Annotated in this window: 25 protein-coding genes; 16 read left to right on the plus strand and 9 right to left on the minus strand. The window is 74.4% G+C overall.

All coding sequences use genetic code 11. The annotated features are described in order from the left end of the window. Positions 1 to 159 precede the first annotated feature (159 nt). Both ADL22_RS28475 and ADL22_RS28480 read right to left on the minus strand, forming a co-directional pair. A complete protein-coding gene (locus ADL22_RS28475; RefSeq protein WP_066986011.1) occupies positions 160 to 1,563 on the minus strand; it encodes a cation:dicarboxylate symporter family transporter in 1,404 nt (467 codons plus the stop codon). 137 nt (positions 1,564 to 1,700) lie between these two features. Next, positions 1,701 to 2,570 (minus strand): hypothetical protein, encoded by an 870-nt coding sequence (locus ADL22_RS28480; protein WP_234430887.1) that lies wholly within the window; start codon positions 2,568 to 2,570, stop codon positions 1,701 to 1,703. 482 nt (positions 2,571 to 3,052) lie between these two features. Between ADL22_RS28480 and ADL22_RS28485 the strand changes: the two genes are divergently transcribed. Continuing rightward, positions 3,053 to 4,876, plus strand: coding sequence for an ABC transporter transmembrane domain-containing protein (locus ADL22_RS28485; RefSeq protein ID WP_066986014.1), 1,824 nt, complete (start codon positions 3,053 to 3,055; stop codon positions 4,874 to 4,876). Then, positions 4,873 to 6,657 (plus strand): ABC transporter ATP-binding protein, encoded by a 1,785-nt coding sequence (locus ADL22_RS28490; RefSeq protein ID WP_066986017.1) that lies wholly within the window; start codon positions 4,873 to 4,875, stop codon positions 6,655 to 6,657. Before ADL22_RS28485 ends, ADL22_RS28490 begins: the two co-directional genes overlap by 4 nt. Before the next feature lie 194 nt (positions 6,658 to 6,851). Here the strand turns inward: ADL22_RS28490 and ADL22_RS28495 are convergent, their stop codons facing one another. Next, positions 6,852 to 7,643: a metal-dependent hydrolase gene (locus tag ADL22_RS28495; protein ID WP_066986020.1), complete on the minus strand. Its 792-nt coding sequence runs from the start codon at positions 7,641 to 7,643 to the stop codon at positions 6,852 to 6,854. 271 nt (positions 7,644 to 7,914) lie between these two features. On the opposite strand from ADL22_RS28495, the gene ADL22_RS28500 reads away from it, so the two are divergent. The 3 genes from ADL22_RS28500 to ADL22_RS28510 all read left to right on the plus strand — a co-directional run bounded on the left by ADL22_RS28500 (position 7,915) and on the right by ADL22_RS28510 (position 11,719). Continuing rightward, complete coding sequence (locus ADL22_RS28500; protein ID WP_066986089.1) at positions 7,915 to 10,428, plus strand: DEAD/DEAH box helicase; 2,514 nt, start codon at positions 7,915 to 7,917, stop codon at positions 10,426 to 10,428. Between the two features lie 52 nt (positions 10,429 to 10,480). Continuing rightward, a complete protein-coding gene (locus tag ADL22_RS28505; protein WP_066986023.1) occupies positions 10,481 to 11,398 on the plus strand; it encodes an acyl-CoA thioesterase in 918 nt (305 codons plus the stop codon). Positions 11,399 to 11,473: 75 nt separating this feature from the next. Continuing rightward, positions 11,474 to 11,719 carry a hypothetical protein gene (locus ADL22_RS28510; protein ID WP_066986026.1) on the plus strand — a complete coding sequence of 82 codons (246 nt, stop codon included), beginning with the start codon at positions 11,474 to 11,476 and terminating at the stop codon, positions 11,717 to 11,719. Between the two features lie 53 nt (positions 11,720 to 11,772). Here the strand turns inward: ADL22_RS28510 and ADL22_RS28515 are convergent, their stop codons facing one another. Next, positions 11,773 to 12,678 carry a DUF6397 family protein gene (locus ADL22_RS28515; protein WP_234430888.1) on the minus strand — a complete coding sequence of 302 codons (906 nt, stop codon included), beginning with the start codon at positions 12,676 to 12,678 and terminating at the stop codon, positions 11,773 to 11,775. 73 nt (positions 12,679 to 12,751) lie between these two features. Then, complete coding sequence (locus ADL22_RS28520; RefSeq protein WP_066986029.1) at positions 12,752 to 13,171, minus strand: roadblock/LC7 domain-containing protein; 420 nt, start codon at positions 13,169 to 13,171, stop codon at positions 12,752 to 12,754. A gap of 166 nt (positions 13,172 to 13,337) precedes the next feature. Here ADL22_RS28520 and ADL22_RS28525 point away from each other — a divergent pair, with 166 nt between their 5' ends. Beyond that, on the plus strand, positions 13,338 to 13,766 hold the full coding sequence (locus ADL22_RS28525; protein WP_066986032.1) for a PPOX class F420-dependent oxidoreductase: 429 nt from the start codon (positions 13,338 to 13,340) through the stop codon (positions 13,764 to 13,766). Between the two features lie 43 nt (positions 13,767 to 13,809). Here the strand turns inward: ADL22_RS28525 and ADL22_RS28530 are convergent, their stop codons facing one another. Next, positions 13,810 to 14,424: a GTP-binding protein gene (locus ADL22_RS28530; protein WP_066986034.1), complete on the minus strand. Its 615-nt coding sequence runs from the start codon at positions 14,422 to 14,424 to the stop codon at positions 13,810 to 13,812. A 257-nt stretch (positions 14,425 to 14,681) separates the two neighbouring features. Between ADL22_RS28530 and ADL22_RS28535 the strand changes: the two genes are divergently transcribed. Continuing rightward, the gene (locus ADL22_RS28535; protein ID WP_066986037.1) at positions 14,682 to 16,175 is read left to right on the plus strand and encodes a purine-cytosine permease family protein; all 1,494 of its coding nucleotides are present in this window, start codon (positions 14,682 to 14,684) and stop codon (positions 16,173 to 16,175) included. Then, complete coding sequence (locus tag ADL22_RS28540) at positions 16,172 to 16,783, plus strand: class I SAM-dependent methyltransferase (protein ID WP_066986040.1); 612 nt, start codon at positions 16,172 to 16,174, stop codon at positions 16,781 to 16,783. Before ADL22_RS28535 ends, ADL22_RS28540 begins: the two co-directional genes overlap by 4 nt. Before the next feature lie 34 nt (positions 16,784 to 16,817). On the opposite strand, the gene ADL22_RS28545 is transcribed toward ADL22_RS28540, so the two are convergent. Then, positions 16,818 to 17,738: an oxygenase MpaB family protein gene (locus ADL22_RS28545; protein WP_066986043.1), complete on the minus strand. Its 921-nt coding sequence runs from the start codon at positions 17,736 to 17,738 to the stop codon at positions 16,818 to 16,820. A gap of 92 nt (positions 17,739 to 17,830) precedes the next feature. Here ADL22_RS28545 and ADL22_RS28550 point away from each other — a divergent pair, with 92 nt between their 5' ends. Both ADL22_RS28550 and ADL22_RS28555 read left to right on the plus strand, forming a co-directional pair. Further along, entirely contained in the window at positions 17,831 to 18,154 is a 324-nt protein-coding gene (locus ADL22_RS28550) for a hypothetical protein (protein ID WP_066986046.1), read from the plus strand. A 119-nt stretch (positions 18,155 to 18,273) separates the two neighbouring features. After that, positions 18,274 to 19,080, plus strand: a complete 807-nt coding sequence (locus ADL22_RS28555) for a hypothetical protein (RefSeq protein ID WP_066986050.1) — start codon at positions 18,274 to 18,276, stop codon at positions 19,078 to 19,080. A 65-nt stretch (positions 19,081 to 19,145) separates the two neighbouring features. Here the strand turns inward: ADL22_RS28555 and ADL22_RS28560 are convergent, their stop codons facing one another. Further along, positions 19,146 to 19,328 (minus strand): hypothetical protein, encoded by a 183-nt coding sequence (locus tag ADL22_RS28560; RefSeq protein WP_066986053.1) that lies wholly within the window; start codon positions 19,326 to 19,328, stop codon positions 19,146 to 19,148. 356 nt (positions 19,329 to 19,684) lie between these two features. Here ADL22_RS28560 and ADL22_RS28565 point away from each other — a divergent pair, with 356 nt between their 5' ends. From ADL22_RS28565 to ADL22_RS28585, 5 genes are all read left to right on the plus strand, one after another. Continuing rightward, positions 19,685 to 20,557 (plus strand): YceI family protein, encoded by an 873-nt coding sequence (locus ADL22_RS28565; RefSeq protein WP_066986056.1) that lies wholly within the window; start codon positions 19,685 to 19,687, stop codon positions 20,555 to 20,557. A 24-nt stretch (positions 20,558 to 20,581) separates the two neighbouring features. Continuing rightward, positions 20,582 to 21,517: a homocysteine S-methyltransferase gene (gene mmuM / locus ADL22_RS28570; protein WP_066986059.1), complete on the plus strand. Its 936-nt coding sequence runs from the start codon at positions 20,582 to 20,584 to the stop codon at positions 21,515 to 21,517. 154 nt (positions 21,518 to 21,671) lie between these two features. Beyond that, positions 21,672 to 22,451, plus strand: a complete 780-nt coding sequence (locus ADL22_RS28575; protein WP_066986063.1) for a basic amino acid ABC transporter substrate-binding protein — start codon at positions 21,672 to 21,674, stop codon at positions 22,449 to 22,451. Beyond that, the gene (locus ADL22_RS28580) at positions 22,451 to 23,245 is read left to right on the plus strand and encodes an amino acid ABC transporter permease (RefSeq protein WP_066986066.1); all 795 of its coding nucleotides are present in this window, start codon (positions 22,451 to 22,453) and stop codon (positions 23,243 to 23,245) included. Before ADL22_RS28575 ends, ADL22_RS28580 begins: the two co-directional genes overlap by 1 nt. A 55-nt stretch (positions 23,246 to 23,300) precedes the next feature. Further along, on the plus strand, positions 23,301 to 24,140 hold the full coding sequence (locus ADL22_RS28585) for an amino acid ABC transporter ATP-binding protein (protein ID WP_066986069.1): 840 nt from the start codon (positions 23,301 to 23,303) through the stop codon (positions 24,138 to 24,140). Between the two features lie 53 nt (positions 24,141 to 24,193). Here ADL22_RS28585 and ADL22_RS35535 read toward each other — a convergent pair whose 3' ends face one another. Continuing rightward, positions 24,194 to 25,033, minus strand: a complete 840-nt coding sequence (locus ADL22_RS35535) for a hypothetical protein (protein WP_066986072.1) — start codon at positions 25,031 to 25,033, stop codon at positions 24,194 to 24,196. 352 nt (positions 25,034 to 25,385) lie between these two features. On the opposite strand from ADL22_RS35535, the gene xylB reads away from it, so the two are divergent. After that, positions 25,386 to 26,855, plus strand: a complete 1,470-nt coding sequence (xylB, locus tag ADL22_RS28595) for a xylulokinase (RefSeq protein ID WP_066986075.1) — start codon at positions 25,386 to 25,388, stop codon at positions 26,853 to 26,855. The last annotated feature ends 77 nt before the right edge of the window (positions 26,856 to 26,932 follow it).

Consider the following 26,932-nt stretch of genomic DNA (forward strand, 5'->3'; position numbering starts at 1 on the left):
GGGGTAGGCGGGGGTGGGGCCGGTGGGCGGCCCCGAGGCGCTTGTTGAGGAAGCGCTCCCCTGGGCGCCGGCGGCGCGTGCCCCGGGCCCGGTGGCCGGCCGTCCGCCACCGGGGCCCGGGGCGCATGCCCGTTAGCGGGCGTCAGCTCCGCCGGGGTGTCACTTCTCGCCGGGCGCGACGGGGGTGCCGTCGGGCTCCTCCTCGCGGCCGGCGGGGGCGGCGTCCGGCCGCGCCGCGGGACCGGCGTCCGACTGCGGCGCGGGGGCAGCTGGGACCTCGCCGGCCAGCACCTTCTTCGCCGTCACCCGGTCCAGCGCGCCCTCCCAGCGGGACACCGCGAAGACCGCGACGCAGTTGCCGAGCAGATTGGTGGCCACCCGCATGGAGTCCATGATCCGGTCGACGCCGAGCAGCAGGGCCACCGCGGCGGCCGGGATGACGCCCAGCGCGGAGGCGGTCGCGGACAGCGCCAGGAACGCCGAACCGGGCACGCCCGCCATGCCCTTGCTGGTCAGCATCAGCACCAGGACGACGGTGATCTGCTGGCCGGGCGAGAGGTGCACGCCGATGGCCTGGGCGATGAAGAGCGTGCCGATCGACAGGTAGATGGAGGCGCCGTCGAGGTTGAAGGAGTAGCCGGTGGGCAGCACCAGGCCCACCGCGTCGTCCCGGCAGCCGGCCGCCCGCAGCTTCTGCATCATCCGCGGCATCACCGTCTCGCTGGAGCCGGTGCCCAGCGCCAGCAGCAGCTCCTCGCGGGTGTAGCGGACGAACTTCCACAGGCTGAGCCCCGTCACCGCCTTCAACGCCAGCCCCAGCAGCACCAGGAACGCCAGCGCGACCCCGTAGCAGACCAGGATCAGCTTGCCGTACGTGGCCATCGCGCCCAGCCCGTACTGGCCGACGAGATGCGCGGTGGCCCCGAAGACCGCGAGCGGGGCGAGCCTCATGAGGTAGCCGACGATGGTGAAGACCACGTCCTGGGCCTGCTCGATCAGCGGCAGCAGCTGCGGGACCCGCCGCTGCCCGAGGTGCAGCAGCGCCGCGCCCACCAGGCAGGCCAGGACGAGGACTTGCAGCAGCGCGTTCTCGGCGAAGGCGCCGACCGCGCTGTTGGGCAGCGCCTCCAGGACGAACTGGGCGGCGGAGGGCAGCTTTCCGCCGCCGGTCTTGGCGTCCACGGCGCTCTTGTCGAGCGAGGCCGGATCGACGTGCATCCCGGCGCCGGGCGCGAAGACATTGCCCGCCAGCAGGCCCACCACCAGCGCGACACTGGTCGCCACCTCGAACCAGATCAGCGCCTTGACGCCGATCCGGCCGAACGACTTCAGGTCGCCCGCCTTGGTGATCCCGGCGACGACGACGCAGAAGACGAGCGGCGAGATCACCGCCTTGATGAGCCGGACGAAGCCGTCGCCCAGCGGCTGGAGCGAGGTGCCCGCCTGCGGCCAGAGGCGGCCGACCAGGACACCGAGCAGCAAGGCGAGCAGGACCTGGGCGAACAGGCTGGTGCGCAGCAGGCGCCCGGCGCGGCGGACGGGATTTCCGGTGGCGTGCGGCACGGGCACTCCTCCATGGACGGCTTTTGGCATACGGAATTGGACTTCCGCGGTCCGTCACTATGGCCGGTCGGTGTTTCCGCCCGAAAGGGTCCGGTACAACTTCCGTACAAATCTTGGAGCTTGATCCAATGCCGGGGTCAGCCGGCCAGGCGCCCCCTGTCCCCCATCACCACGACCGGGTGCCGTGCCGGGTCGAGCGCCCGCAGCAGCGCCGCCATCGCGGGCTTGGCCACGCTCACACAGGCCGACGTCCCGCTGCCGTGGTCCAGATGCAGCCACACCCCGCCGCCCTTGGCCTGCCCCAGCGGCCGCGTCGGGTCCAGCGGGGACGTCCCCGGGACCCGGTTGTAGTCGATCGCCACCACGTAGTCGAAGTCGTGGCGGGTGTTCCGCGACCAGTACGAGGGCGGGGTGAAGGCCGCGGAGTGGGTGTACGGGAGGCGGGTCCCGGGATCGGGGAGCACCCCGCCCGCGTCGGTCAGCGCGAACACCCCGACCGGGCTGCGCTGATCACCCTCGTGGTGGTCGGCGGTCCACCCGCGCCGCCCGTTGTGCGCCGGCCAACTACCTTGCGTCTGCCAGCCGTTGGCGCCCTTGTCGTACAGCGTCACCGTGGCATCCGGGGAGTCCGCGCCGGCGCCCCGCACCACAACGGCCTGGCGGGCGGCGGCCGGTATCCGCGACCGCAGAGCCGGACCGACACCCGGGAGCTCCCCGCGACGAGCACCGGCCGCATCGCCCGGACGCTCCGCGGCCCCTGCCCCGCGGTCCCCGGCGGCGGACTGCTTGCCCTCCTGGCCGCTCTTCCCGTCCTTGCCGCCGCCCGGCCCACCGGCACCGCAACCGGCGACCAGCAACGCCGCCGTCACCGCCGCGACAGCCACCGCCACCACCCGTACGGCCGCCGCCCACACCGCCACCGCCCGTACCACCGCTGTCCGTACCACTGCTGTCCGCACCACCTTCGAACCGCCCTCCGCCCGCGTACCTCCACCCGCCTTCCGCATGCCTCCATGCTGCCACCGGCCACTGACAGCGGTTCAGGCCCGGATGGCCCGGGCGCGTCCGCCGGCCCGCCGTACCGCCGCCCCGCCCGGGCGCGTACGTGCGGCCGCGTACGAGCACCCAACGTACGAGCCCCCCTCGTACGGGCAGCCGCGCACAGGTCACCCGACTGCCCAACACGCCGCGCCCCGCGCCAAGTTCGCCCCGACCCTCCCCTCGCCGCTCCCCGGCCGCTCCCACGCTCGCCCCCTCCCGCACACCCGCCGCACTCTTCCCCCTTACCGGCCTTCTGCGGAAAAACCGTTTGAAGCCGGGCCGCCCGGCGCGCGAACCTTCCCAGTGCCCCCGTCCGCGCCCGGACCTGCCTCCGGCGGGCGCGGGGCCGCCCCGGCCTGCCCTGACGGCCCGCCACCGACGACGACCGCCCTCCCGCCGGGCGCGCCCGGCCCGTCCCCCACCCGCCGCGACAACTCCCCTGGACATCATGCGCATTCGCGATCTTCCCCATCCCGACCCCGGCGTCCCGGACGTCCGCACAGGCGGCAGATTCCTCGTGTGGCTGTGCCGGCAGCAGAGCGGCGGACAGGCCGCGGCCCTGGGCTGGGGGCTGCTGCACACGGGCGCGACGGCCGCGTTCCCGCTGCCGGTGGGCCTCGCCGTGCAGGCCGCGGTGGACGGCCGCCCGTCCCGGCTGGCCCTGGCCGCCGGGCTGCTCGCCCTGCTCGGCGCGCTGGTCGCGCTCGGGGACGTCATGCTGCACCGCGCCTCCGTCACCAACTGGATCGTCACGGTGGCCCGGATGCAGCAGCTCCTGGCCCGCAAAGCGGCGGAACTGGGCGGGGCGCTGACCCGCCGGGTGGCCGCCGGCGAAGTGGTCGCCGTCAGCACCGGCGACCTGGAGCGGATCGGATGGTTCGTCGAGACCCTGTCCCGGTCCGGTGCCGCCCTGGTCGCGGCGGGCGCCGTCTGCCTCGGAATCGTCGGCTACGAGCCGCGGCTGGGCCTGGTGGTCGTCCTCGGCCTGCCCGTGCTGGCGCTGGCCGTCCTCCCGCTGCTGCCCGCCGCCACCCGCCGCGCCGACGAGCAGCGCGAAAAGGCCGGGCTGGCCACCGAACTCGCCTCCGACACCGTCGCCGGCCTCCGGGTCCTGCGCGGCATCGGCGGCGAGGAACTCTTCCTCGGCCGCTACCGCAGCGCCTCCCAGGAGGTCCGCCGGGCCGCGGTCCGCAGCGCCCGCATGTGGTCGCTGATCTCCGGCGTCCAGGTCGCCCTGCCCGGCCTCCTGCTGATCGCGGTGGTCTGGTACGGCGTCCGGCTCACCGCCGACGGCCGGATCACCGTCGGCGAACTCGTCACCATCTACGGCGCGGTGGCCTTCCTGCTGTACCCGCTCCGTCAGGTGGAGGAGATCACCATGGCGTGGTCCTTCGCCCGGCCCTCGGCGGCGCGCACGGCCCGGCTGCTGGCGCTCACCCGCCCGGAAGGCGGCCGGCTGACGCCGGCGGAACCGCCGTCCGGCGACCTGCACGACCCGGTCAGCGGGCTGACCGCGCGGGCCGGCCGGCTGACGGCCGTGGTCTGCGGCGACCCGGACGCGGCCGGCCGCCTCGCCGAACGCCTCGGCGGCCATCCCCCGGATACCGGCCAGGACGGTTCTCCGGACGGCCCGGAGCCCGGCCGTCCGCTCTCCGCCGAACTCGGCGGCACCCCGCTGGACGACCTCCCGCGCGAGACGGCCCGGACGGCCGTCCTCGTCCAGGACAAGGACCCGGTGCTGCTCTCCGGGACCGTCGGCGGACTCCTCGACGTGCCGGCCTCCGGCCGGGTGTCCCCCGCCGAGGCCCTGGCCGCCGCCCAGTGCGGCGACGTCCTGGCCGCACTGGCCCGCGCGTCCGCCGACGACTCCGGCGACCCGATGCGCGCCCACCTCACCGAACGCGGCCGGTCCCTCTCCGGCGGCCAGCGCCAGCGGCTGGCCCTGGCCCGGTCGCTGGTCACCGACCCGGGCGTACTTGTCCTGGACGAGCCGACCAGCGCCGTCGACGCGCACACCGAGGCCCGGATCGCCGACGGCCTGCGGACGCTCCGCTCCGGCCGCACCACGGTGGTCCTCACCTCCAGTCCGCTCCTTCTGGACCGCGCCGACGAGGTGGTGTTCCTCCAGGAGGGCAAGGTCGCCGGCGCGGCCCCGCACCGCGAACTCCTGCGCACCCACCCCGAATACCGCGCCGTCGTCACCCGCCGGCCGGACCCCGCCCCCGGCACGCCCGTGGCCGGCACCGGCCGCACCGCCAAGGAGACCGCATGATCGGCCTGTCCCCTCCGGACCACGACCCCGCCGCCCCGCGCACCGCGGCCATCCTGCCGGTCGGCACCCCGGCGACGGTGCGCTCGTACGCCGTCGAGCTGATCCGCCGCCACCGCCGGGACTTCACCGTCCTGGTCACCGTCAACGCCGCCGCGGTCATCGCCTCGATGGCCGGGCCGTATCTCCTCGGCGGCCTGGTCGAGGATCTGGCGGCGGGCCGCGCCCGGGACATCCAGCTGGGACGCACCCTCGCGCTGTTCGCGCTGGCGCTGGCCGTCCAGACGGTCTTCGTCCGCATGGTGCGGCTGCGCGGGGCGATGCTCGGCGAGGAGATGCTGGCGGACCTGCGCGAGGACTTCCTCGTCCGCGCGGTGGCGCTGCCGCCGGGTGTCCTGGAGCGGGCCGGCACCGGCGATCTGCTGTCCCGGATCACCACCGACATCGACCGGCTCGCCGAGGCGATGCGGGAGGCCGTCCCGGAGCTGGCGATCGGGGTGGTGTGGGGCGTGCTGCTGCTCGGCGGGCTCGCCGTCACCGCGCCGCCGCTCGCCCTGTCGGTGGTCGTCGCGCTGCCGGTGCTGCTGCTGGGCTGCCGGTGGTACTTCCGGCGGGCCCCCGCCGCCTACCGCTCCGAGGCGGCCGGTTACGCCGCGGTCTCCGCCGTCCTCGCCGAGTCCGTGGACGCCGGCCGCACCATCGAGGCGCACCGCACCGGCGCCCGCCGGACCGCCCTCTCCGAGCGCCGCATCCGGGAATGGACCCAATGGGAGCGCTACACCCTCTTCCTGCGCTCGGTCCTCTTCCCGGTCATCAACGTCAGCCACCGGCTGATCCTGTGCACGGTGGTGCTGCTCGGCGGGGCCTTCGTACTGAACGGCTGGCTCACGCCGGGGCAGTTGACGACCGGGGTGCTGCTCGCCCAGCTGCTGACCGAGCCCGTCAACCTCGTCCTGCGGTGGTACGACGAGCTCCAGGTGGCCCAGGTCTCGCTCGCCCGGCTGGTCGGCATCCGCGAGATCGCGCCGGAGGAGGGCGATCCGTCGGTCGTCCCGGACGGCCGGGACGTCCGCGCGGCGGAGGTCAGCTTCGGCTACCGCGCCGGTGTGGACGTGCTGCGCGAGGTGTCGCTGAGCGTCCGCCCGGGCAGCCGGGTGGCGCTGGTCGGCCCGTCCGGCGCCGGGAAGTCCACCTTGGGCCGGCTGCTGGCGGGCGTCTACGGGCCGCGCGCCGGCTCGGTGTCGCTGGGCGGCGCGGAGCTGTCCGCGATGCCCGCCGAGCGCGTCCGGGAGCACGTCGCGCTGGTCAACCAGGAGCACCATGTCTTCGTCGGCACGCTGCGGGACAACCTGCTGCTGGCCCGCACCGACGCGGCGGACGCGGCGCTGTGGGCGGCGCTGGGCGCGGTGGACGCCGACGCCTGGGCGCGTGCCCTGCCCGACGGCCTGGACACCGAGGTCGGCTCCGGCGGCACCGCCCTGAGCCCGGCGCAGGCCCAGCAGATCGCGCTGGCCCGGCTGGTCCTGGCCGATCCGCACACCGTGGTGCTGGACGAGGCGACCTCGCTCCTCGATCCGCGCGCCGCCCGGCACGTGGAGCGGTCGCTGGGCGCCGTGCTGGACGGCCGGACGGTCATCGCCATCGCCCACCGCCTGCACACCGCGCACGACGCCGATGTCATCGCCGTCGTCGAGGACGGCCGGATCAGCGAACTGGGCAGCCACCGCGAGTTGGTCGAGACCGACGGCGCCTACGCGGCCCTCTGGCGCTCCTGGCACGGCTGAGCCAGGGCGCACCGCCGCCCGGCCGGGCATCGCGGTACGGCTGCCCACCGCTGCCGGGCCGGGCAGGGCCGGGGGGCCGGCCCGCACGGTGGTGTCCCGCACCGTTCGGGGAGCGCCACCGCCGCACGTCACCGACCCGGCCGCCGGCACGGGCCACCCGGACGCACCGCCCCGGTCCGCCGCCCCGGAACGGCTCAGAGGTAGCCCAGCGCCCCCAGCGCCCCGACGCCGCCCAGCAGCATGAACGCCGGCATCAGCACCTTCAGCTCCACCCAGCTGCCGGCCCGGAAGCGCATCGGCTTCGGCGTGCCCAGCGGGTACCAGCGCTTGCGGCCTATCGGGATGGGCCACAGGATCGGGCAGCCGGAGACCGTCAGGGCGTCGCCGATGTCGTGCACCAGCGCGCCCAGCATGATCGGCAGCCCCAGCCAGAGGTACTCCTGCCCAGGGCCGGTGAACAGCCAGCTCGCGCCCTGGCCCGGCTGGTCCATCACCTGCGCCAGGATCCACGCCGCCGCGGCGCCGAGCAGCCACACCAGCACATCGCTGGAGACCCGCGCCGCCCGCCACAGCAGGCCCTCGATGGCCAGCACCATGTGGACGAAGAGGATCCCGAGCACCGCCCAGCGGCCGCCCACCATGGCCAGCAGCGACATCCCGCCGCCGACCAGCACCGCCCACAGCCAGGTGTGGGTCAGCGTCCGGTGGCCGCCCGCCCGGTGCGAGTCGCCGCGCATCTTCGTCGCCTTGTAGACGGCGTGCGAGAGCGTGTCGACCACCTCGCACAGCCCGCGCGACAGCGGCCCGAAGGCGCGCGAGATGGTGGCGGCCTTGTGGTCGAGGTCCGGCGCCAGCGCGGCCCCGGCGCAGATCAGCGCGCCGCTGACCAGCACCGGCCAGGGCATCGGATAGCCGGCCCCGGCGGCCGCCGCCCCCACCCCCAGCCACGCCGCGGCTCCGGACAGCGAATGCGCCGGTCCCATCATGGTCGTTCCCCACCCCTTGCTCTGCGCTTCTGACGCCCGGTCGGCGACTCAGCGTAGCGTCAGATGATCTCCGGACGGGGAGCGGGTGGCGCGCGGCCACCGGGGCGGAGCGCGGGGTGCGCACCGTCCGCGCACACCCGTGCGCGCCGGGTGCGGACGCCCGCCGGACGGGGCCGCTGACCTGGACCGTCCCGCCGCGATCGGCCTCTTGTCGATCTTCGTCCGGCGCACCGGTTCCCGGATCCGGGCCGAAGGCAGGCAGTATGGGGGCGTGACCCTCATCGATCATCTGCCGAACGACGCCGACCCCGACGCCCTCTTCGAAGCCTTTTCGGGCTGGGCCGAACAGCAGGGCCTCTCGCTCTACCCTGCCCAGGAGGAGGCGCTGATCGAAGTGGTCTCGGGCGCGAACGTCATCCTCTCCACCCCCACCGGCTCCGGAAAGAGCCTGGTGGCGGCCGGTGCGCACTTCACCGCGCTCGCCAAGGACCAGGTCACCTTCTACACCGCGCCGATCAAGGCGCTGGTCTCGGAGAAGTTCTTCGACCTGTGCAAGCTGTTCGGCACCGAGAACGTCGGGATGCTCACCGGCGACGCCTCGGTCAACTCCGACGCGCCGGTGATCTGCTGTACGGCCGAGGTGCTCGCCTCGATAGCGCTGCGTGACGGCAAGTACGCCGACATCGGCCAGGTCGTGATGGACGAGTTCCACTTCTACGCCGAGGCGGACCGGGGCTGGGCCTGGCAGATTCCGCTGCTGGAGCTGCCGCAGGCCCAGTTCGTCCTGATGTCGGCGACGCTCGGGGACGTCTCCCGCTTCGAGGAGGACCTCACCCGGCGCACCGGCCGCCCCACAGCCGTGGTCCGCTCCGCGACCCGGCCGGTGCCGCTGTCGTACGAATACCGCACCACACCGATGACGGAGACGCTGACCGAGCTGCTGGAGACCCGCCAGTCGCCGGTCTACATCGTGCACTTCACCCAGGCCGCCGCCGTGGAGCGGGCGCAGGCGCTGATGAGCATCAACATGTGCACCCGCGCCGAGAAGGACGAGATCGCCAAGCTGATCGGGAACTTCCGCTTCACCACCACCTTCGGGCGGAACCTCTCCCGGTACGTGCGGCACGGCATCGGCGTGCACCACGCCGGCATGCTGCCGAAGTACCGCCGCCTGGTGGAGAAGCTCGCCCAGGCCGGCCTGCTGAAGGTGATCTGCGGCACCGACACCCTCGGCGTCGGCGTCAACGTCCCGATCCGCACGGTGCTGTTCACCGCGCTGACCAAGTACGACGGGAGCCGAGTGCGGACCCTGCGGGCGCGGGAGTTCCACCAGATCGCCGGGCGCGCCGGGCGGGCCGGCTTCGACACCGCGGGTTTCGTGGTCGCCCAGGCCCCCGAGCACGTCATCGAGAACGAGAAGGCGCTGGCGAAGGCCGGCGACGACCCGAAGAAGCGCCGCAAGGTCGTCCGCAAGAAGGCCCCGGAGGGCTTCGTCAGCTGGAACGAGAACACCTTCGAGAAGCTCATCGCCTCCGATCCCGAGCCGCTGACCTCCCGCTTCCGAGTGACGCACGCGATGCTGCTGTCGGTCATCGCCCGGCCCGGCAACGCCTTCGACGCGATGCGGCGGCTGCTGGAGGACAACCACGAGCCGCGCCGGAACCAGCTGCGGCACATCCGGCGGGCGATCGCGATCTACCGCTCCCTGGTGGACGGCGGCATCGTCGAGCGGCTCCCGGAGCCGGACGCGGAGGGCCGGATCGTCCGCCTCACCGTCGACCTCCAGCAGGACTTCGCGCTCAACCAGCCGCTGTCCACCTTCGCGCTGGCCGCCTTCGACCTCCTGGACCCCGAGTCGCCCTCCTACGCCCTGGACATGGTCTCGGTCGTGGAGTCCACCCTGGACGACCCCCGGCAGATCCTCGCCGCCCAGCAGAACAAGGCGCGGGGCGAGGCGGTCGCCCAGATGAAGGCGGACGGCGTCGAGTACGAGGACCGCATGGAGCGCCTCATGGACGTCGAGTACCCCAAGCCGCTGGACGAGCTGCTGTCGCACGCCTACGGCCTCTACCGCAAGAGCCACCCGTGGGTCGGCGACCACCCGCTGTCCCCCAAGTCGGTCATCCGCGACATGTACGAACGCGCCATGACCTTCTCGGAGTTCACCTCCTTCTACGAGCTGGCGCGCACCGAGGGCATCGTCCTGCGCTACCTCGCGAGCGCGTACAAGGCGCTGGACCACACCGTGCCCGACGACCTGAAGTCCGAGGACTTCCAGGACATCGTCGCCTGGCTGGGCGAGATGGTCCGCCAGGTCGACTCCAGCCTGCTGGACGAGTGGGAGCAGCTGGCCAACCCGGAGGAGGAGACCGCGGACGAGGCGGCGGAGCGGGCCGACCAGGTCCGGCCGGTGACCGCCAACGCCCGCGCCTTCCGCGTCCTGGTCCGCAACGCGATGTTCCGCCGCGTCGAACTGGCGGCGCTGGACAAGGTCGAGGAGCTCGGCGAGCTGGACGCCGAGTCCGGCTGGGACGCGGACGCCTGGGGCGAGGCGATGGACGCGTACTGGGAGGAGTACGAGGACCTGGGCACCGGGCCGGACGCCCGCGGCCCGAAGCTGCTGCGGATCGAGGAGGACCCGGAGCACGGGCTGTGGAAGGTCCGGCAGACCTTCGCGGACCCGAAGGGCGACCACGACTGGGGCATCTCCGCGGAGGTGGATCTGGCCGCCTCCGACGAGGAGGGCCGCGCGGTGGTGCGGGTCACCGATGTGGGGCAGTTGTGAGACGGCGGCTTCGCCCGAGGCCGCCGGAGGAGACGACGGAGGGCCACCGGTCATGACGAACCCGGCGGAGAAACTGGTCGATCTGCTGGACCTGGAACAGATCGAGGTGAACATCTTCCGGGGCCGCAGCCCCCAGGAGAGCCTCCAGCGGGTCTTCGGCGGGCAGGTCGCCGGACAGGCGCTGGTGGCCGCCGGGCGGACCACGGAAGGGGACCGCCCGGTCCACTCGCTGCACGCGTACTTCCTGCGCCCGGGCCGCCCGGGCGTGCCGATCGTGTACCAGGTCGAGCGGGTCCGCGACGGGCGGTCCTTCACCACCCGCCGGGTCGTCGCCGTCCAGCAGGGCCGCACGATCTTCAACCTCACCGCCTCCTTCCACAAGCCGGAACCCGGCTTCGAACACCAACTTCCGATGCGCCGCGCCGTGCCCGCACCGGAGGACCTGCCGAACGTCGCCGAAGAGGTCCGCGCCCACCTGGGCGGCCTCCCCGAGACGCTGGAGCGGATGGCGCGCCGCCAGCCGTTCGACATCCGCTATGTCGACCGGCTGCGCTGGACCCCCGAGGAGATCGAGGGCGCGGAGCCGCGCAGCGCGGTGTGGATGCGCGCCGTCGGCCCCCTGGGCGACGACCCGCTCGTCCACACCTGCGCCCTGACGTACGCCAGCGACATGACCCTCCTCGACGCCGTCCGCATCCCGATCGAGCCGCTGTGGGGCCCGCGCGGCTTCGACATGGCCTCCCTCGATCACGCGATGTGGTTCCACCGTCCTTTCCGTGCCGATGAGTGGTTCCTCTACGACCAGGAGTCGCCGATCGCCACCGGCGGCCGCGGCCTGGCCCGCGGCCGGATCTACGACCGCGAGGGCCGGCTGCTGGTCTCGGTCGTCCAGGAAGGGCTCCTGCGCCCCATCGAACCGGGCCACAGCCTGGAGAAGCCGTACGCCGAAGACACTCCCGAACGAACCTGACCGACCTCACCGCCGCCCTGCCCGCACCTCCCTTCCGGTAGGGCGGCGGCCGGTCCGCCGTCCTACGCTGAGCCCATGGACTTCACGCTCACTCCGGGCGAGGAGGCGGTGGTCCGCCACCTCGCCGCCCTCCTCCGGGCTGGCACCCCGCCCACCGACAACGACCTCGCGGACGAACTGGGCGAGGAGGTGCGGCCGCTGCTCCAGTCGCTGCTGGAGAAGGGCTGGCTCGTCGTCGACGACACCCGCACCCTGACCCTGTCGGTGATCGCCCGCGCCGCCGTCTCGGACGGCACGGACACCGAGGGCCCCCGGCCCTGAGCCTGGCGGCGGCCGGGACGCCAGCCCTGGTCAGGACGCCGGCCCCGCCGGTCTTATGTGCGGGCCGGGACGCCGCCGGGCGGTGCCGCCTTCCACGACGGGCTGTTGCGCACCTCGGGGGCCCGGCCGCCGCGGTGGCCGGCCGGTGCGCCGGGCGCGGGGCGGAGCCGCTCGGGGTTCTCCCGGCGGGCGGTCTCCAGGGCGCGGGAGAGATTGACGCGATACCAGAGCACTTCGTCGAACTCCTCGGCGACCAGGAGCCGTTCGAAGGACTCCCGGGCCGCCGGGGTAGCGGTGATCGTGGTGGCGAGGGTGGGCCGGAGCCTGCGCAGCAGGGCGCGCTCCCGGGGGTCCTCGGCGACCGAGGCCCGTTCCTCCGGCGGCAGGACGGCGGCGATCACCGCGGCCGTCTCCCACGGGTCGCGGGCCTGGCCCATGAGCTGGGCAACCCGGCGGCTGCGCCACTGGCGGCCCCGCCAGTCCTGCCCGCCGCTGAGCATCACCCGCATCGCGGGCGGGGTGTCGCCTTGCAGCAGCTCCGGCTCGCGGTCGGCGAACTCGGTGATTTCCGAGGCGAGATAGAGCCAGACCACGGCCCCGAAGCGGTTCACATAGAAGCGGACGGGGCCCACGCAGCCGGCCCGGGTGAGCCGGAGCGCCCGGCCGGGGCCGATGCCCATCATCGCCGCCGCCTCATTGGTGGTGACGGTCCGCACCCGCTCCCGCAGGGCCTCGGGGAAGCCCCGTTCGGCCTGGAGCCGGGCGACCTCCTCGGCCGGCACCCGGCGCCGGTCGGGCGGCCCGGCGCTTCCCGGCCGGCGGTCGGGGCCGGCCGGGACGGTCCGCACCTCTCCGAGCTGCACGGCGAGCTCGAACTCGCCGGTGCGCAGCTCCAGTTCGCGGGCGGCGTGCCCCATCGAGAGCGTCCGCTGCCCATCGCTCAGCACTGTCACGGTCATGGTGTTCCCCCTGCGACTCGATCGTCGTCGATCACTGACGGTTACGACGATAGCCGCAGGCTGTGACAGCGCGTCAACGACCGCCGTGAGCCTGTGGATAACTCTCCGGCCGGCGGGCCGCGACGCCGAGATGCTCGCCGACGCGATTGACCAACAGCGTCATCTCGTACGCGATCTGGCCCATGTCGGCGTCGGCGCCGGCCAGCACGCACAGGCAGCTGCCGTCCCCCGCCGCCGTCACGAACAGCACCCCGTCGTCGAACTCGATCATGGTCTGGCGCACCCGCCCGACCCGGAAGTGGAGTGCCGATCCCTTCGCCAGGCTGTGCAGTCCGGAGGCGACCGCCGCCAGGTGCTCGGCGTCCTCCCGCTCCAGCCCCTGGCTCGCGCCGGTCACCAGCCCGTCGTTGGACAGCACCAGGGCGTGCCGTACTTGTTCCACCCGCTTGGTCAGGTCGTCCAGCAGCCAGTCGAGTCCGCTGCTCAGTGCCATGCCGCTTCCTCCCCGTATCCCCGTCCGCGCGCGTGGCCGGACGGCAGTCCGCAGCCCGTCGGCGGGCTGCCGTGCCAGCCTGTCCCACCTCCGCCGTCTCGGCAAGCGGCCCCGCACCCCGGCGTGCCACCGGCGGGCGCTTCCGGCCCGCGGCGAGGATGACGGCATGGCACACACAATGACGAAGAACGAGTGGCAGGCGTTCCTTTCCGAGGGAACCCGTACGGGAAAACTGGCGACGGTGCGGGCCGACGGCAGTCCGCATCTGGCCCCGGTGTGGTTCCTCCTGGACGGCGACGAACTGGTCTTCAACACGGGCGAGGACACGGTCAAGGGCCGCAATCTCGCCCGCGACGGCCGGCTGGCGCTGTGCGTGGACGACGAGCGGCCGCCGTTCTCGTTCGCCGTCGTGCACGGCCGGGCGGAGCTGAGCGACGACCTGGCGGCGGTCCGGCACTGGGCGACGAGGATCGGCGCCCGGTACATGGGCGAGGACCGCGCCGAGGAGTACGGGGCCCGCAACGGCGTCCCCGGTGAACTGCTGGTGCGGGTCAGGATCGACAAGGTGGTCGCGGTCGCCGCTATCGCCGGCTGAGGCGGCGGGCGGGCTGCCCGGTATCCGGGGCCGGGCGGTCCGCTCAGCCCACCGGGGCCGGCTGCCGGGCCGAGTACCGCCGCCCGGCGTGCTCGACCAGCCGGACCAGCACCTCCTTGCCGGAGTCGCGGTCCCGGGCGTCGCACAGCACGACCGGGGTGCCGCGGTCCAGGTCCAGGGCGCGGGCGACCTCGTCCGCCCCGTAGGACCGGGCGCCGGGGAAGCAGTTGACGGCCACCACGAACGGCAGGGCGCGGCGCTCGAAGTAGTCGACGGCCGGAAAGCACTCCGGCAGCCGGCGGGTATCGGCCAGCACCACCGCGCCCAGCGCGCCCTCCGACAGGTCGTCCCACAGGAACCAGAAGCGGTCCTGTCCCGGGGTGCCGAAGAGGTACAGGGAGAGGCCCGCCCGGATGGTGATGCGGCCGAAGTCCATCGCCACCGTGGTGGTGGTCTTGCCCTCCACTCCCCCGGTGTCGTCGACCGCCGCGCCCACCTCGGTGAGCCGCTCCTCGGTGTGCAGCGGGCGGATCTCGCTCACCGCACCCACCAGCGTGGTCTTGCCCGCCCCGAAGCCGCCCGCTACCAGGATCTTCAGGGCCAGGTCGGCGGAACGGGCCGGGACGGCGTCCCGTGGGGTCCCTTGTACGGCGGTCATCGGCCGTCTCCTTCAGGGTGCGGGGCCCGCGCGGCGCGGGGTGCGATGGCAGGGCACAGCGATGGGGCCGGGGCGGCACCGGGTGCCGTCCGGAAATCCATGGCGAGGACCGTACCCTCCGCTGATCGCGGTGTCCCCGGATTCCGGAAAGCCGTCCCGCTCCCGCGCCACGGGCCGGCGCCCGGCCGCCGCGGCCCACCGTGCCGCGGCCGCACAGGCGTTCCCCAGGGCCGCCCGCCGTGCGGAATCATGGGCGCATGACGCAGCAGCAGGCGTGGGCCCCGCGGCGGCCCGCCACGCCCCCTGGGGCGCCCGCCCCCGCGGCCGTCGTGGAGCGCAACGGCATCGAGCCCGTACCGGACGCCGAGCGGCACGGCACGCCCCGGTCCCTGTTCTGGCCGTGGGCCGCCTCCGGGCTGTCCCTGCTGGGCATCGCCTACGGGATCTATGTGAGGGGCCTGGGCCTGAATGCCTGGCAGGCGGTGCTCACCGGGGCGGTGGGCTATGTGCTGTCGTTCGTCCTGGTCGGCCTGGTGTCGGTGGCCGGGGCGCGGACGGGGGCGCCCACCATGGCCATCGGGCCGGCCGTCTTCGGGCGGCAGGGCAACAAGCTGCCCACCCTGTTCAGTTACGTCTCCAACGTCGGCTGGGAGACGGTCCTGGTCGCGCTCTCCTCCCTGGGCGGCGCCGCCATCCTGGCGCGGGTCTCGCCCACGGTGTTCGCCCGGCCCGGCGGGCGGACGCCGACCACCGGGGCCCAGGCCCTGTGCTTCGCCGTGACCGCGGTCTCGGTGGTCGTCGTGGGCCTCTACGGGCACGCGCTGCTCATGCGGGTGCAGAAGTACCTGACCGGCGCCATCACCGTGATGACCGCCGCCTACCTGGTGCTGATGGCCGGGCGGATCCATCCCGCCGCGCTGCTCCAGGGGCGGCCGGGCGGCCTCGGCACCGCTATCGGGGGCGTGGTCTTCGCGATGACCCTCCTGGGCCTGGGGTGGGTCAACTGCGGGGCGGACTACAGCCGTTACCTGCCCCGGGACAGCAGCGGCCGCGCCATCACCGGCTGGACGACGCTGGGCGGGGTGCTGGCCCCGCTGGTGCTGCTGGTCTTCGGGGTGCTGCTGGACGCCGGCGACCCCGGACTGGCCGCCGCGGCCGCCGCCGACCCGGTGAGCGCCCTCGCCGCGGCCCTGCCGACGTGGTTCCTGGTGCCGTACCTGCTCACCGCCATCGGGGGCTTCGTCTCCGGGGCGATCATGGACATCTACAGTTCGGGGATGTCGCTGCTGGCCCTGGGCCTGCCCGTCCGCCGATCGCTGGCGGTCCTGGTGGACGGGGCACTGATGGCCCTCGGCGGCTGGTACGTGCTGTTCGTCTCGCCCGGTTTCTTCGCCACCTTCCAGGCGTTCCTGTCCGTCGTCGGGGTGGCCATGGCCGCGTGGACGGCGGTGTTCCTGGTGGCGCGGTGGCGCGAGCGCCGCACCGGTCCCGGGCCGGACGCGGTGCCGGCCGCCAGGTGGCCCGCGGCCCTCTCGCTGGCGGCCGGCACCGCCGTCGGCCTGGGGCTGGTCACCTCCGCCGATCCCCATATCGCCCGTATCGTGGGCTTCCTGCTGACGGACCGGGCCGCGCACGGCACCCTGGGGGCCATGAACGCCGGAGTGGTGGCCGCCCTGCTCGTCGCGGGTGTCCTGTATGCCGCCACCGCCCCGATTTCCCGCCGTCCCACCGTCCCCGAAGGAGACCGATGACCGGTCCGCACACCAGCCAGCCGGACGAGGTCCGGGCGTTCTTCGGCCCCCGCGCCGCCGGCTGGGACGACAGGTTCCCCGACGACGGGCCCGCCTACGCCGCCGGCGTGGCCGCGCTCGGGCTGCGGGCGGGCCAGCGGGTGCTGGACGCCGGCTGCGGCACCGGACGCGCCCTGCCGGCCCTCAGAGCGGCCGTGGGAGCCCGCGGCGCGGTCCTGGGCGCCGATCTCACGCCGGAGATGCTGGCGGCCGCCGTACGGGCCGGACGCGGCGCTGGCGCGGCCCTGCTCCAGGCCGACGTGACCCGGCTCCCACTCCCCACGGCCGCGCTGGACGCCGTGTTCGCGGCCGGTCTGATCTCCCACCTGCCGGACTCCGCGGCCGGGTTGGCGGAGCTGGCCAGGGTCGTCCGCCCCGGGGGCCGGCTCGCGCTCTTCCATCCCATCGGGCGGGCCGCCCTGGCCGCGCGCAAGGGGCGCCCGATCACCCCGGACGACCTGCGGGCGGAGCCCAACCTGCGCCCCCTGCTGGCCGCCACCGGCTGGGACCTCGTCCAGTACGTCGACGAGGACGCCCGCTACCTGGCGCTGGCGGTCCGCCGGGACTGAGGCGCGCCGCCGCGCCCGCCGGGCCGCCGTCCCGTCAGGAGGCCGCCGCCGGGCCGTCCTCGGTGGCGGCATCGCCCGCCACCGGGTGGACGGGGCACGCGCCCAACCGCCGTGAAGCGGGGAAGGTGCCCAGGTCCGCGATCCGGTAGCCGTTGGGGTAGCTCTTGACCTCGGGGTTCTGGCGGGCGTAGTGGGGCGTGCGGCGCGGCGGGAGCAGCCGGACGGCCTTGGCGCGCAGCTTCAGCGCGGTGTGCACGGCCGTCCGGACCGCGGGCCGGGGCCGGTCGTAGCGGAAGGCGTCCAGCAGCGCGTCGTCCAGGAGGGCGAGGCTGGCGCCGCGCACCACCGGGGCGAGCGGCCCGTACCAGCGCGCCATCAACTCCAGGGAGGCGTCGGCCACCCGGCGCGCCTCCGGGTCCCAGCCGAAGTGCGCGGCCTCGTAGGAGTCCAGGCACTCCGCGAACTCCTGGTGGGTGCGCGGGATTCCGGTGATCCCCATGTGGCGGCCGAGGGTTCCGTAGTAGGCGGCTATGGCGCGCTTCTCGTGGGTGCTCAGCCGCCGCCAGCCGTACCGGTCGATCCAGCGGATCGGCATGGCCACGAAGGTGGACAGGACGTAGCGCATGTCGTCGTTGCCGATGTCGTAGGCGCGGTGCATGCCGTTGATGCGGCGGATCGCGGTCCGGCCGTCGTCGCTGCGGAAGCCGTGCTCCACGATGGTGTCCAGGAGGAGGACCGTGTCGTCGTAGCGCTTCTGCGCGCGGTCGGTGAGTTCGCCGGTCGCGGCGAGCAGCCGGCCGATGCCGGGCACCGCGTAGGTGCGGTACAGCGCCAGCTCCAGGGCCCGGGTGACGTCCCAGGGGAATTCATGGGTGACGGTGATCCGGTAGATCCGCAGGAAGTCGCGCTCCGGGTCGAGCCGCCGGATCTCCCTGAGCCAGTCGTAGCGCCGCACCCGCTGCCCGTCCCTTCGTCGCCCCGCGTTCCAACTCTAGGGCGGGCGGGCACACTTACACGACCGTGACGGGCGAGTGGCCGGGGGTCGGGATGGCCGGATTCCTACGTGAGGTGGCCGGGGCGCTGCACCCCGGCAGACGGGCCGGGGGCAGACGGGCGGCGGTGTTCCACCGGGCGGGACGGCCGGCCGCGGGCCGTCCGCACAACCTCTTCGAGGCGGCGGCCTGCTACGTGGCCGCGGACGCCGTGGGCGACGAGGAGGGCGCCGCGCAGGCCGCGGGCTGGGTGTCGCCCGAGGCGCTGGCCTTCGGTGTCAACGAACTGGCCGGCCGGGCGGTGCTCGCGCTGGCGCGGGAGCGCGGGCGGCCGCCCCGGGAGGTCGCCCACGAGCTGCTGGGGCTGCCGCTGCCCTGACCGCGGGCCGTCCGGTCCCCTCCCCGGGCGCATCGGCGCAGCGTACGGCTGGTGACAAGGCCGCTCCCGGCCAATTAAGGTGCGCGGCGACGTTGCGACCGCGATGGAGGGAGGCCGGGGTGCCGGCAACCGGGAGCGCCGACGAGCAGAGCGACGACCAGGCGGCCGACCAGCTGTTCGTGCTGACGGCGGTACTGCTGACGCCCGCGCAGTTCCCCAGCGTGCTCGGCGACGACTACCCGGAGGTGTGCGCGCGGCTCGGCCTGGAACCGTACGCGGAGGGCTACGGGCTCGTCCTCGGCCAGGACGGCACGGGGGCGCGCTGGACGGTGGCCACCGAGGACGTGTCGCTGGTGGCCTGCGCGATCGCGGCCTGGGACTGCGGGATGGAGTACGACCTGTCACCGGACGGCGAGAGCATCGTGGCGGCGCTGCCGGGCTGGCCGCTGGCGCTGGCGGTGTCGGCCCCCGGGGTGCCGCGGCCGCACGACCCGGAGCCGCTGGAGGGCGGCCGCGCGCCGCTGTCGCCGCCGGACGCGTCGGGCTGGGGGCCCGCGCAGCGGCGGCTGGGCGCGGACGAGATAGCGCTCCAGTGGGCGTCCTGGCGGGCACAGGTGGAGGACGGCGAGGTGACCTTCGGGGAGCCCGGTGAGGAGCGCCACCGGGGCGTGCGGAGGGTGCTGGCGGAGGCCCGCGGGTATGTCGCCGATCCGCCGCCGCCCGGCCGGGTGCGGTCGTCGTTCGCCGCGGGCGAGGCCCGTACGCTGCGGGTCGACGGCCCGGGGTGGAGCATGGTGGCGCGCACCGACGACATCGCCTTCGTGCTGCTGGACGAGGAGCCGGGGCAGGTGCACCCGGTGGGCCGGGGGCCCGAACTGCCGGGGCTGCTGGCCTCCCTGGACGAGCTGGCGGCCCGCCCCGTCTGACTGGGGCGCCGGGCCGGCCCGGGGACGGCGGCCGGCAGCGGGCCGGGCCGCCGGCACCGCGCGGCTCAGCCGCCGAGCTGCTTGCGGCGGACCCGGCGCAGCCGGCGCCGCTGGGAGGGGTCGAGGGCCAGATACGCGGCTGCCGGGATCCCGACCATGACCAGGACGGCCGCCCAGAAGGGCAGCAGCCACAGCAGGATCACTCCCACCGCGACGCCGCCGATCGCGACCTTCGCCTGTGTGGACATCCGTCACGCCCTTTCCGCGGCCGGGGCCGCGCTCACGTTCGTAACCCATTGAACGCCGGTTCGCCGCCTGAGGTTCCCTGGCCGGGGCCGATCGTGCGGCACCTCCGACGCGGGCCCGTCTCGCGGCGGACGTGCCGGAGCGGTGCGCGGAGACCGGGACAGACCCTCCCCGAAGTGCGAGAAAGATCACCTTTCGCCCACCCTTGACAGGGAGTGGTCAATTCGGGCCGCCACCGATGACAGGATGGGAAGGGGACCGAATCCGCACCATTTTCCGCGATTCATTCCCTCTTTCTGTCCGCAATTCGGCCGGTAAGCGCCGCCGAACCGATCGCACCGATAGGCCCCGTCCTGCCATGCCGCTCGCCTTCCTGAACCGCCTGCGCGACCGCACACCGCACAGCCCCCAGCCGCCCCTCCCCCGGGGAGCGGGCGCGCTGGACGTGTGCGTCAACGATCCCGTCGGACTGCCCATGGCCGGCGTGGACGTCTCCGTACGGGCCGCGGACGGCCGGGAAGCCACACACGGCCGCACCGACCCCAACGGCCGGCTGACCGTGACGCTGCCGCCCGGCGGCTACCGCCTCGTGGTGACCTCCGACGGCTTCGAACCGGCCCGGTTCGAGGTCGCGGTGGTGGCCGGTGAACGGACCGCGCCGCGCCCGGTCACCCTGGAGCTGGCCCCCGCCCTGCCGCTGCCCACCGCCGGCCGCTGGCGGATCGACCCCGACCACACCGCCATCCGGTTCACCGCCCGGCACATCGGACTGGCCGACATCCACGGCCGGTTCAACCACTTCGAGGGCGGGCTGTGGATCGGTGAACGGATGCAGGACTCCCGGGTCGAGGTGACCATCGACGCGGCGAGCATCGACACCGGGGTGCGCCTGCGGGACGACCATCTGCGGTCCGCGGAATTCCTGGACACCGCCCGCTACCCGCACCTCCAGTTCACCGGCGAGCGGTTCGTCCACAAGGGGGGCGGCCGCTGGGCCGTCCAGGGCGTGCTCCACCTGCACGGCGTCAGCCGCACCGTCCAGTTGGACACCCGCTATCTCGGCATCGGCACCGGGATCGCCGGCGAGACCCGCACCGCCTGCCGGGCCGTCACCGAACTGCACCGCGAGGACTTCACCCTGGACTGGCGGAAGATGCTGGCCAGGGGCATCGCCGCGATCGGCGCTACGATCCGGGTCGAGCTGGACATCCAGGCCGTCCGGCACGAGTAACCGCCGCCCAGGAAGGTCCGCGCCATGACCGGCCCGTCGCCCCAGCCGCCCTCGCCGACGCTCGCCGAGGCCCTCGCCGCCGGACCGGTCGTCCTCGACGGCGGGCTCTCCAACCAACTGGAGGCCGACGGGCACGACCTCAGCGACGCCCTGTGGTCGGCCCGGCTGCTCGCCGAGGAACCGGAAGCCGTGGTGCGCGCCCACCTGGCGTACTACGAGGCCGGCGCCCAGGTGGCCATCACCGCCAGCTATCAGGCCACGTTCGAGGGGTTCGCGCGGCGCGGCACCGGCCCGGAAGAGACCGCCGGGCTGCTCCGCCGCAGCGTCGCCCTGGCCCGCGAGGCGGCCTCCCGGGCCCGCGCGGGCGGCGCCCCCGGCCCGCTGTACGTCGCCGCGTCGGCGGGGCCGTACGGCGCGATGCTGGCCGACGGGTCGGAGTACCGCGGGCGCTACGGCCTGTCGGTGGACGAGCTGGAGCGCTTCCACCGGCCGCGCCTGGAGGTGCTGGCCGACGCCCGCCCGGACGTGCTGGCCCTGGAGACGGTGCCGGACGCCGACGAGGCGCGGGCCCTGCTGCGCGCGGTCCGCGGGCTCGGCGTCCCGGCCTACCTGTCGTACAGCGTCTCCGGGGACCGCACCCGCGCCGGGCAGCCGCTGGAGGAGGCGTTCGGGTACCCGGCGGACGCCGACGAGGTGATCGCGGTCGGGGTCAACTGCTGCGCGCCGGACGACGCGGACCGGGCGGTGCGGATCGCGGCCCGGGTCACCGGCAAGCCCGTCGTGGTCTACCCGAACAGCGGTGAGCGCTGGGACGCCGCCGCGCGGGCCTGGTGCGGCAGCCCGGCGTTCCGCGCGGACCGGGTGGCCGGCTGGGTCGCGGACGGCGCCCGGCTGATCGGCGGCTGCTGCCGGGTCGGCCCGGATGCCATCGCCGACCTGGCAGCAGCCCTGCACCGCTGACGGCCCACCGGGACAACGGGACCGCGGCCCGCCAGTAGGCCGTTACCCAGCCGCAACGGACGCACCGGAGACAGCGCCCCCGGCCGGTGGCAGGATGCAGCCAACGCGCAGCACGCTCCACCCGGTTGACCGCCACGGCACCCCGGAGGACCTGTTGACCGCTCGCCCCGCGCCGTACCTCCCGGCCGCCGCCGCGGCCCTCGCCCTCCTGGCCGGCTGCACCAGCACCGCGCCCGGTGGCGCGCCGGGCGGCGGGCCGGAACTCGTCCGCGCCGGGGAGCTCCAGACCTGCACCCACCTGCCCTACGCCCCCTTCCAGGAGAAGCGCGGCGGCCAGGTCGTCGGCTTCGACGTGGACCTCATCGACCTGGTCGCCAAGGACCTCGGCGTCACCCAGCGGATCGTCAACACGCCCTTCGAAGGCATCGAGACCGGACAGGACTTCGCGATCCGCCGGTGCGATCTCGCCGCCGCCGGAATGACCATCACGCCCGCCCGGCGGAAGGTGATGGATTTCTCCGACCCGTATTTCACCGCCACCCAGGCGCTGCTGGTGAAAAACGGTTCCCCGATCAAGGCGATGGCGGACCTGAAGGGCCGGAAACTCGGCTACCAGAAGGCCACCACCGGCGCGCTGTATGCGAAAGCTCACGGACAGGGCGCCGAACTGGTCGAATTCGAGGACGTCGGGCTGCTGCTCGCCGCCGTACGCGCCGGGCAGGTCGACGCCGGCATCAACGACAACGGCGTCCTCATGGATTACGCGAAGACCAATCGGGACACCCGGGTCGCCGCGGAGTTCGACACCGGAGAGCATTACGGATTCGGCGTCCGCAAGGGCAATGACGCACTGCGCCTGCGTATCAACGCGGTACTGAAAAAGGCCAGGGCGGACGGGAGTTACGACCGCATCCACCGGAAGTGGTTCGGCTGATGCCGCTGCTGCCCCGGTCCCGTCGGCGCCGGGCGCGCCTGGTCCGCGGGGCGCAGTACGCCCTGCTGGCCGCCGCCGCGGCGGCCCTCGCGCTGCTCGCCGACTGGCACCGGCTGCGCACCGCGTTCCTCGACATCTCCGTCATCCGGGCGCTGTTCCCCGACATTCTCGGCATCGCGCTGCTCAACACCGTCCGCTACACCCTGCTCGGTTTCGGATTCGGATTGGTGCTGGGGCTGCTGCTGGCGCTGATGCGGCTGTCGACCGTGCCGCCGTACCGCTGGCTCGCGGTGGGCTATATCGAATTCTTCCGGGGGATTCCCGCGCTGCTGGTGTTCATCGCACTCGGATTCGGGGTGCCGCTGGCGTTCCAGGTCGCCCTCGACCAGAGCGTCACGGTGATGCTCTCCCTGGGACTGGTGGGCGCGGCCTACATCGCCGAGACCCTGCGGGCCGGAATCCAGGCCGTGCCCAAAGGGCAATGGGAGGCGGCGCGTTCACTCGGAATGCCGCACGGCCGGGCGATGGTCTCGGTCGTCCTGCCGCAGGCGTTCCGGATCGTCCTGCCGCCGCTCACCAACGAACTGATCCTGCTGACGAAGGATTCCTCCCTGGTGTATCTGCTGGGCCTTTCGCTCTCGCAGTTCGAGCTGGCCAATTTCGGGCGGGACGCGCTCAACGAGCACAAGAGCCTCACCCCCGTACTGGTCGCAGGGCTGCTCTACCTGGTGATCACTCTGCCGCTCGGCCAGGTGGTGCGGCGGCTGGAGGCCCGTACGGCGAGGGCCCGGTGAGGCGGCGCGGCGCCCGCCGGTCCACCAGGGGACGGCACGGCGGACAGGGGGCCGGATGACGGGCGGGGACGGCGCGGCCATCGAGGTGCGGGGGCTGCGCAAGACGTTCGGCACCCTGGAGGTGCTGCGCGGTATCGACTTCTCCGTGGCGCGCGGGGAGGTGGTGTGCGTCATCGGGCCGTCCGGGTCGGGCAAGTCCACGCTGCTGCGCTGTGTGAACCTCCTGGAGGAGCCGTCCGCGGGCCGGATCACCGTGGCCGGCACCGAGGTCACCGACCCGGAGGTGGACCTCGACCGGGTCCGGCGCCGGATCGGGATGGTGTTCCAGTCCTTCAACCTCTTCCCGCACCTGACCGTGCTGGAGAACCTCACCCTCGCCCAGCGCCGGGTGCTGCGCCGCGACCGGGCCGCGGCCGACCGGATCGCCCACGGGCTGCTCGCGCGCGTCGGACTGGCCGACAAGGCCGCCGCCTACCCCGCGCGGCTCTCCGGCGGCCAGCAGCAGCGGGTGGCCATCGCCCGCGCCCTGGCGATGGACCCGGAGCTGATGCTCTTCGACGAACCGACCTCGGCGCTGGACCCGGAACTGGTCGGCGAGGTCCTGTCGGTGATGCGGTCGCTGGCCCGGGACGGGATGACGATGCTGGTCGTCACCCACGAGATGGGCTTCGCCCGGGAGGTCGCCGACCGGGTGGTGTTCCTGGACGGCGGGCTGATCGTCGAGGAGGGCACCCCGGAGCGGGTGGTGGGCGCGCCCCGGCACGAACGGACCCGGGCGTTCCTGGCCCGGGTGCTGGACCCGTCGGCGGCCGGTGTGGACGGGAGCGGCGGGACGAAAGGGAGGAACGGCGGGGCGGAGGGGCCGGGCAGCGGGACAGACCAGCGTACGGAGTGAACGGGGCGGCGGGCCAGCCCCGTTCACCGGGCCACCCGCCTGCCCCTACCGGCTCACACCAGCGGCCGGGTCAGCTTCCGGCTGCCGGTGCTGTCGGCGGTCAGACTGCACACCACGGCCCGGATGCCCAGCTTGTAGCCGCTGGCGCTGGGGAACTGCACGTAGGTGCCCTCGGCCGTGCCGGCCGGCTGCTTGGACGCCTTGTCCTGGAGTTCCGAGGAACACAGCGAGGACGCCTTGTCCTTGATCTCGCTCTGCGTCCCCAGGCCGCGCGGCAGGGTGTAGACGAAGACGACCTCGGCGTCGTGCGGACCCTGGCAGGACGCGGCGTTGGTGTTGCCGCCGCTGCCGCCGGGCGGGAGGTCGTAGCAGTCGCCGGTCCGCAGCTCGTAGAAGGGCACCGTGCGGCCGCTGGGCGAGGCTCCGCCGGCTCCCGGGCCGGTGGGCGTCGCGGACGGCGTGGGATCGCCGTACGGGGACGCGGACGGCGACGCGGAGGCGGAGGACGAGGCACTCGCGCTCGCGGCCGGCCTGGCCTGGCTGCCACCGCCACCGCCGTCGCTCCATACGAGGACGCCGATGACGACGGCCAGGACGAGCACCCCGGCGCCGATGATCAGCGCGATGGCCGTGCCGTTGCCGCCGCCCCCGGAGGGCGGCGCGGGCGGCTGCTGCCAGCCACCGGGAGCGCCGCCCGGCCCACCGGGACCGGGCGGGCCGAAACCCCCGCCGGCGGGCGGGCCGTAGGGACCGGCGGGCTGCTGCCCGGCCGGACCCGCCGCCGGGCCGTAGCCGCCCGGACCGTACCCGCCGCCCGGCGGGCCGAAGCCGCCACCGCCCTGGGGCGGCGGGGGCGGCGGCTGGTTGGACGGCGGGGGCGGCGGAAAACTCATGGCGGATGGTCGCTTCTTCGCTCTGGGGTCAGGGACGCGGTGACCGGTCTGGAGCGTTCCGGGGTGAAACCTCCACCCCGCGGGCACCGTTGGCGGCCCGGCCGGGGCGGCTCCCGGTCCTGACCGCCCGGACAGACCCTAACGTGCCCGCCGTGTACACCTCATGCCCGGCGGCGGTCGGTGCCCACCGGCCCGCCCGGCGGCACCGTCCGGCCGCGCCGCGCGGGTTATCCACAGGCCGCCCGCGCCGCGCACCCCGCGATTTACGATGCGGCAGCACGCGGGGTCCTGAGCGGCCGGGAGCCCCGCAGCGACAGGGCGTGGGTCACCGGCCGCCGAGGGAGAGTGCTCCATGGGCGCGCAGTCGGCCGGACCCCTGGTCGTCGGGGTGGACAGCTCCACCCAATCCACCAAGACCCTGGTCGTGGACGCGGACACCGGCCGGGTGGTGGCCCGCGGCCAGGCACCGCACGCGGTCAGCGGCGGACCGGGCAAGGAGAGCGATCCACGGGACTGGTGGCGGGCGCTCGGCGAGGCGCTGGAGCAGTGCGGCCCGGCCGCCCGCCAGGCGTCCGCGGTCTCCGTGGCCGGGCAGCAGCACGGACTGGTCACCCTGGACGCGGCCGGGGAGCCGGTCCGCCCGGCGCTGCTGTGGAACGACGTCCGCCCGGCCGCGGAAAGCGCCCGCCTGATCGCCGCCGGCGGCGGCCCGGAGGTGTGGGCGGAGCGCGTCGGCAGCGTCCCCGGCCCGGCGTTCACGGTCGCCAAGTGGGCTTGGCTGCGCGCCCACGAGCCCGAGGCGGCGGCCGCCACCGCCGCCGTCCGGCTGCCGCACGACTACCTCGTCGAGCGGCTGACCGGCCAGGCGGTCACCGACCGCGGCGACGCCTCCGGCACCGGCTGGTGGGCGTCCGCCACCGGGGCGTACGACGACGGCGTCCTGGAGCTGGCCGGGCTGCCCGCCGGGAAGCTGCCCCGGGTCGCGCTCCCCGGCGAGGCGGCCGGCACCGTACGGACCACCGAACTCCCGCTCCCCCACGGCGCTTTGGTGGCCGCCGGGACGGGCGACAACATGGCCGCCGCGCTCGGCCTGGGCCTGCGCCCCGGACAGCCGGTGCTGAGCCTGGGCACCTCCGGCACCGTCTTCGCGGTCACCACCCGCCGGCCCGCCGACCCGACCGGCACCGTCGCCGGCTTCGCCGACGCCCGCGGCGACTGGCTGCCGCTGGCCTGCACCCTGAACTGCACCCTCGCCGTGGACCGGATCGCGGCGCTGCTCGGCCGCGACCGCGAGGCCGTCGAAGCGGGCGGCGGCGCCGTGCTGCTGCCGTTCCTCGACGGCGAGCGCACCCCGAATCTCCCGCACGCCTCCGGCCTGCTGCACGGGCTGCGCCACGACACCACCCCGGGCCAGCTGCTCCAAGCCGCGTACGACGGCGCGGTGTTCACCCTGCTGCGGGCGCTGGACGGCGTACTGGCCGGGGAGGCCGCGCCCGACGCGCCGCTGGTACTGATCGGCGGCGGGGCGCGCGGCACCGCCTGGCGGGAGACCGTACGGCGGCTCTCCGGCCGCCCGGTGCTGGTGCCCGAGGCGGACGAACTGACCGCGCTCGGGGCCGCGGCGCAGGCGGCCGGCCTGCTGCTGGGCGAGGATCCGGCGGCCGTGGCCCGCCGCTGGGGCACCGGCCGCGGCGCGCGCCATCCGGCCCGGGAGCGGGACGAGGCGGCGTGGGAGCGGCTGACGGCGACCCTCGCCGACGGCGCGGCCCTCCTGGCCGACCGACCCGCCCCGGCCACCCTGCCCGCCCACGAAAAACGCTAAACCCTTTCCATGGAAAGTTATTTCCATGCCACCCAATCGAGCGATTGTGCCGATAAAAACAGCGCCACTATCTTCGA

This window comes from Streptomyces sp. NRRL F-4489 (assembly GCF_001509485.1).
Lineage (GTDB): Bacteria > Actinomycetota > Actinomycetes > Streptomycetales > Streptomycetaceae > Streptomyces.

Coding starts and splice junctions, on each gene's coding strand:
- ADL22_RS28515 (WP_234430888.1), bottom strand. CDS start 12,678: ATGACCGTGACAGTGCTGAGCGATGGGCAGCGGACGCTCTCGATGGGG.
- ADL22_RS28525 (WP_066986032.1), top strand. CDS start 13,338: ATGGCACACACAATGACGAAGAACGAGTGGCAGGCGTTCCTTTCCGAG.
- ADL22_RS28585 (WP_066986069.1), top strand. CDS start 23,301: ATGACGGGCGGGGACGGCGCGGCCATCGAGGTGCGGGGGCTGCGCAAG.
- ADL22_RS28510 (WP_066986026.1), top strand. CDS start 11,474: ATGGACTTCACGCTCACTCCGGGCGAGGAGGCGGTGGTCCGCCACCTC.
- ADL22_RS28520 (WP_066986029.1), bottom strand. CDS start 13,171: ATGGCACTGAGCAGCGGACTCGACTGGCTGCTGGACGACCTGACCAAG.
- ADL22_RS28540 (WP_066986040.1), top strand. CDS start 16,172: ATGACCGGTCCGCACACCAGCCAGCCGGACGAGGTCCGGGCGTTCTTC.
- ADL22_RS28560 (WP_066986053.1), bottom strand. CDS start 19,328: ATGTCCACACAGGCGAAGGTCGCGATCGGCGGCGTCGCGGTGGGAGTG.
- xylB (WP_066986075.1), top strand. CDS start 25,386: ATGGGCGCGCAGTCGGCCGGACCCCTGGTCGTCGGGGTGGACAGCTCC.
- ADL22_RS35535 (WP_066986072.1), bottom strand. CDS start 25,033: ATGAGTTTTCCGCCGCCCCCGCCGTCCAACCAGCCGCCGCCCCCGCCG.
- ADL22_RS28550 (WP_066986046.1), top strand. CDS start 17,831: ATGGCCGGATTCCTACGTGAGGTGGCCGGGGCGCTGCACCCCGGCAGA.
- mmuM (WP_066986059.1), top strand. CDS start 20,582: ATGACCGGCCCGTCGCCCCAGCCGCCCTCGCCGACGCTCGCCGAGGCC.
- ADL22_RS28485 (WP_066986014.1), top strand. CDS start 3,053: ATGCGCATTCGCGATCTTCCCCATCCCGACCCCGGCGTCCCGGACGTC.
- ADL22_RS28505 (WP_066986023.1), top strand. CDS start 10,481: ATGACGAACCCGGCGGAGAAACTGGTCGATCTGCTGGACCTGGAACAG.
- ADL22_RS28495 (WP_066986020.1), bottom strand. CDS start 7,643: ATGATGGGACCGGCGCATTCGCTGTCCGGAGCCGCGGCGTGGCTGGGG.
- ADL22_RS28535 (WP_066986037.1), top strand. CDS start 14,682: ATGACGCAGCAGCAGGCGTGGGCCCCGCGGCGGCCCGCCACGCCCCCT.
- ADL22_RS28530 (WP_066986034.1), bottom strand. CDS start 14,424: ATGACCGCCGTACAAGGGACCCCACGGGACGCCGTCCCGGCCCGTTCC.
- ADL22_RS28480 (WP_234430887.1), bottom strand. CDS start 2,570: ATGCGGAAGGCGGGTGGAGGTACGCGGGCGGAGGGCGGTTCGAAGGTG.
- ADL22_RS28580 (WP_066986066.1), top strand. CDS start 22,451: ATGCCGCTGCTGCCCCGGTCCCGTCGGCGCCGGGCGCGCCTGGTCCGC.
- ADL22_RS28490 (WP_066986017.1), top strand. CDS start 4,873: ATGATCGGCCTGTCCCCTCCGGACCACGACCCCGCCGCCCCGCGCACC.
- ADL22_RS28565 (WP_066986056.1), top strand. CDS start 19,685: ATGCCGCTCGCCTTCCTGAACCGCCTGCGCGACCGCACACCGCACAGC.